We start from the raw sequence: 3,831 nt of genomic DNA on the forward strand, positions 1-3,831 counted from the left end.
TAAACAACTCCTAACTCAGCTAACTTATTGGGTAAAACAGACAAAACATTAGTCTTAGCTAGGACAGCCCCAAAATTTAAAGTTATAAGTATATTATAAAAAACTCCTTTTGATGTGCTAAGAAAAAGGTGCGGTCTGACAACTGCACCAGAAGCAAATCAAAAGGAGGTTGGAATGAGGAATAGGAATGCTGTTTTGATCATATTTTTGGGTTTGCCGTGACAGTGTAAAAGATAAGCATAGTAGTTTTGTTTTGCCATGTATTTAAAAGACTAGATCAGTAAATTTGACTATTGCAATCATAAATTATGATATATTGGATAGATTATACCGACACAATAGGTAATAGTAAAATCATAATATATGAAAATATCGGGTATAAACCTAGTAATCCAGCGTGTAATTCGCAAATAATAGAAGGATGAAATCGTATTTTCAACGCAACAGATGCTGTGGTATCAGGCTTCACATAGCAGTTTTCGGCGTGTATGAGAAGCCGCTTCGCCGCTTTCTTTGGAGATTTAAAAAGAAAAAATACTGCACGGCACGTTAAAGGTGAGAGTCAGCACAAGCCGTTTTTCTTCAGGGCAGCGGCTGGTCTTTTTCCAGCACCAGCTGAAGGCCGGACAATTCGATGAGCTTTCTGCGCGGATCGCCGTAACCGTAGATCCTGTAACCCGGCGCTTCGGGGATACGCTGGAAGATCAGAAGTCCGCTTTTGGCAGGGCAGCTCTTCAGAAGGTAGTCGATAACCTGGCGTGCCACGGAATCCTTGACGCCGGACACAAAGACGTTTGCCCGAGGCTCCACGAACCACAGTTTCATTCTGCCGCGAACAGCGGGAGGCAGGTCATTGGCGATGACGACGACCACGGTCTTCTCCTATCAGTTCTTCCAGATCCTTGGGAACTTTTTCCAGAAGTCCGTTTTCGATGACGCGCGTCCTGAAGGCATCCATCACGGCATATTTGTTGTATTCCCCGGCCAGGGTATGTGTCATGGAAAAGGCCAGATCAATGCACAGTTCGCGCTTGTACAGGTCGGCCAGATCATAGATGAAGGGCAGAGGGCTGCCGGAATGGATGAAGCCCAGGTGGGGCGAATAGCCCAGACTGTGGACGCAGGAACACAGTATGCCGTACAGCGCGGCGTTGGTGGCCGTGAGTATCTGGTTCGTCACATCGCTCAGCTCGAACCTGCCGGGCGTGTAGGAACGCCCTTTCCAGCCGACATGGTAGGTTTCCGCCATCTCTGCGTACAGCTGTTGTACGCGCCTTCCTTCCATCCCCATGAGTTCCTGAAGGCTCCTGCCGCTGACATCGGCTTCAGGGAAGCGGCGGGCAAACAGCGCGTGGGCCACCTCCAGAGACAGCTTCGGATCGGAGGACAGGCGAGCCTGTCTCTGGAGCCTGCGGGTGTTGGCGGTTGGAAGTATTCCAGCCGCGTAAAAAAGCAGGCTGTCTTCTCCCACCCAGCAGACGGAACAGTTGGACGCGGCGGCCACCTTGACGGCCTCGTGGGTGATGGAGGTATCTGGGCCGAGCAGCAGGGTGTTCAGCGTGGCCACCGGCAGGCGTACCCGATTGCCATCGGCATCCAGCCATTTAATACTGCTGTCGTCGATTTCCAGTCTGCCCCGTTCCAGATACAGAAAGGGATATTTTTCAGACACGCGGGGCAGAGTATCCCGTGTGACGGGAATGAACAGACGGCGTCCGGCATCGTTCATGCTTTTTCCTCTGAAGGGGCGCCGCCTTCCTTTCCGGCAGCGCCCCAGTTTTTATGAAAGGATGACGGTCACATAGCGGCTTGCGTACTCTTTGTGCAGACCGAAGCAGAGGGGCACGTCGGTGAGCGCCATGGTCTCACCCTCTTCATCTGCGCCGGGAACCACGCGGAAGACTTCCGTCCTTTTTTCTCCCGCCAGCCTCCGTGCTGAGGAGATCGCCTCCGATTCGTCTGCAAACAGCCCCGCAAACACCGGGGCGGAAGGCGTACAGTTCTTCCGGCCGAGACAGATAGCCCAGATCGGGTGCAGCAGACCCTGAACCGCTTCTTCGGCCAGATCGTCAGGCATGGACAGCGCACAGGCAAAGGCCATGTCCTGAAGATAGTAGCGGAAGGTCATTTTTGAACCCGAACCCACGGGGCGCTTTCCGTCTCTTGTTTTTGGCACAAGCATATCCTGCCAGGGATCGCTGGTGTCGTAGCCGCTGCCGGCCATCTGGAAATCACACAGATACTGTCTTGCAAGGATTTCCCTGCCTTTGCGGGCAAAGGCCAGCACAGACTGATCAAGGCTGCGCAGCCTGGCCAGCCATTCGCGCTGTTCACCTCCGCGGCCCATGGCGCAGCAGAGCATACCCAGAACGCCGGAACGGGAAGGGAAGGGCAGCGTTGTGCGGCGCTGAAAGCGGGAATCCGTCCCCCAGGACTGCAGCGGCCCTTCCAGCCAGAGCAGAAGCGTCTTCATGGCCGAACCTGTTCCGCCAAAGCTTGGGCGAGGGCATCGATAGTGAAGGTTTCGTCCTTACCGAAAACGAAGTCCGCTTTTTTGCCGAACAGAGAACCGGCAAGGCGTTCCTGAAGTTCCAGGCGCTGCTCCAGGGCTTCGATGCTGGGAGCCAGATAACCGCCGCGGGGTTTGACGGGTTCATCGAAGCAGACCTGCATTCCCTGCCCCTTGCGGACGTAGACATGGGCGTAGTTCCAGGGGCAGAGCGCGGTCTGTGTGGTCTGGCGGGCCGAGGGGACGGCGATGTACAACGCCTTGGTGAAGGCTTCCACGGCCGTGCCCACATCTTCCAGTCCGATGGTGTCGGCGAGCTGGCCAAGATCCAGACTGACGTAGCGGTAATAGGTGGCGGCATTGTAGAAACACCCCCACGGGCGTGGGGAAGACAGCGGAATATTATTGAAGATTTTTGCCCGTGTCAAAAAAATCTCCTTTCCAGGCGAGGCTTCGGACAGGAACGGAAGGAAGAGGGGCACGGTGCGTCTGTCCGGCTTTATCCGTGAAAACTGCGCCATAAGACTTGACATTTCTGCCATACGCAGGAAAACATATCCTTTTCTGTCATTCACGGAGAGACGCCTTTCGGCTCTGTCCTGTCTATACCAAGGCGGTGCGGGAACGCGCCCGGAGGAAGCCTGATGGCTGAATATAAAAAGACTTTGAATCTGCCTGTTACCGGTTTTCCCATGAAGGCCAATCTGGTTCAGAAGGAGCCGGAAACGCTGAAGTTCTGGGAAGAAGTGAATGCCTTTCAGCGTATGCAGGACGCCTCAGGCTCACGGGGGAGCTATGTGCTGCACGATGGCCCGCCCTACGCCAACGGGCACATCCATCTGGGCACGGCCCTGAACAAGATTCTCAAGGACATCATCATCAAGTCCCGTAACCTCATGGGCTGGAAGACTGCCTACATTCCCGGCTGGGACTGCCACGGACTGCCCATCGAACACAATGTGGAGCTGGAGCTTGGCGACAAGAAGAAGGATCTGCCCGCGCACGTTGTCCGCAAACGCTGCCGCCAGTACGCCCAGAAGTTCCTCGACATCCAGCGCCGGGAATTCAAGCGGCTGGGGGTACTCGGGGACTGGGAGCATCCGTACATGTCCATGGATCCGGCCTACGAGTCCGTGACCGCGTCCGAACTGGCCGCCTTTGTGGAGCGCGGGAGCGTGGTGCGCAGCAAGAAGCCCATCTACTGGTGTTGCCACTGCAAAACCGCATTGGCCGAGGCCGAAGTGGAATACCGCGACCTCAGCTCGCCCTCCATCTATGTACGCTTCCCTCTGCCGGACGCCCGGCTGAAGGACGTCTTCCCC

Annotated in this window: 5 protein-coding genes; 1 reads left to right on the top strand and 4 read right to left on the bottom strand. The window is 55.3% G+C overall.

Annotation, left to right across the window (positions count from 1 at the left end; translation table 11 throughout):
• Positions 1-582: 582 nt before the first annotated feature.
• Genes cas2e through Q0Z94_RS11385 form a run of 4 tightly spaced genes read right to left on the bottom strand, consistent with a single transcriptional unit; the run spans position 583 to position 2,937 of the window.
• Entirely contained in the window at positions 583-873 is a 291-nt protein-coding gene (gene cas2e, locus Q0Z94_RS11370) for a type I-E CRISPR-associated endoribonuclease Cas2e (protein ID WP_298069807.1), read from the bottom strand.
• The gene (gene cas1e, locus Q0Z94_RS11375) at positions 851-1,729 is read right to left on the bottom strand and encodes a type I-E CRISPR-associated endonuclease Cas1e (RefSeq protein WP_298069808.1); all 879 of its coding nucleotides are present in this window, start codon (positions 1,727-1,729) and stop codon (positions 851-853) included. The genes cas2e and cas1e overlap by 23 nt, the downstream gene beginning before the upstream one ends.
• Positions 1,730-1,780: 51 nt before the next feature.
• A complete protein-coding gene (gene cas5e / locus Q0Z94_RS11380) occupies positions 1,781-2,473 on the bottom strand; it encodes a type I-E CRISPR-associated protein Cas5/CasD (RefSeq protein ID WP_298069810.1) in 693 nt (230 codons plus the stop codon).
• Entirely contained in the window at positions 2,470-2,937 is a 468-nt protein-coding gene (locus Q0Z94_RS11385; RefSeq protein WP_298069812.1) for a type I-E CRISPR-associated protein Cas7/Cse4/CasC, read from the bottom strand. Before Q0Z94_RS11385 ends, cas5e begins: the two co-directional genes overlap by 4 nt.
• Before the next feature lie 216 nt (positions 2,938-3,153).
• Here Q0Z94_RS11385 and Q0Z94_RS11390 point away from each other — a divergent pair.
• Positions 3,154-3,831 (top strand): class I tRNA ligase family protein (locus Q0Z94_RS11390; RefSeq protein WP_298069813.1); only part of this gene is annotated, 678 nt, incomplete at its 3' end.

This window comes from uncultured Mailhella sp. (assembly GCF_947631555.1).
Taxonomy (GTDB): domain Bacteria; phylum Desulfobacterota; class Desulfovibrionia; order Desulfovibrionales; family Desulfovibrionaceae; genus Mailhella.

Excerpts from the sequence above, each read along its gene's own strand:
- cas5e (WP_298069810.1), bottom strand. The coding sequence starts at position 2,473 with ATGAAGACGCTTCTGCTCTGGCTGGAAGGGCCGCTGCAGTCCTGGGGG.
- cas1e (WP_298069808.1), bottom strand. The coding sequence starts at position 1,729 with ATGAACGATGCCGGACGCCGTCTGTTCATTCCCGTCACACGGGATACT.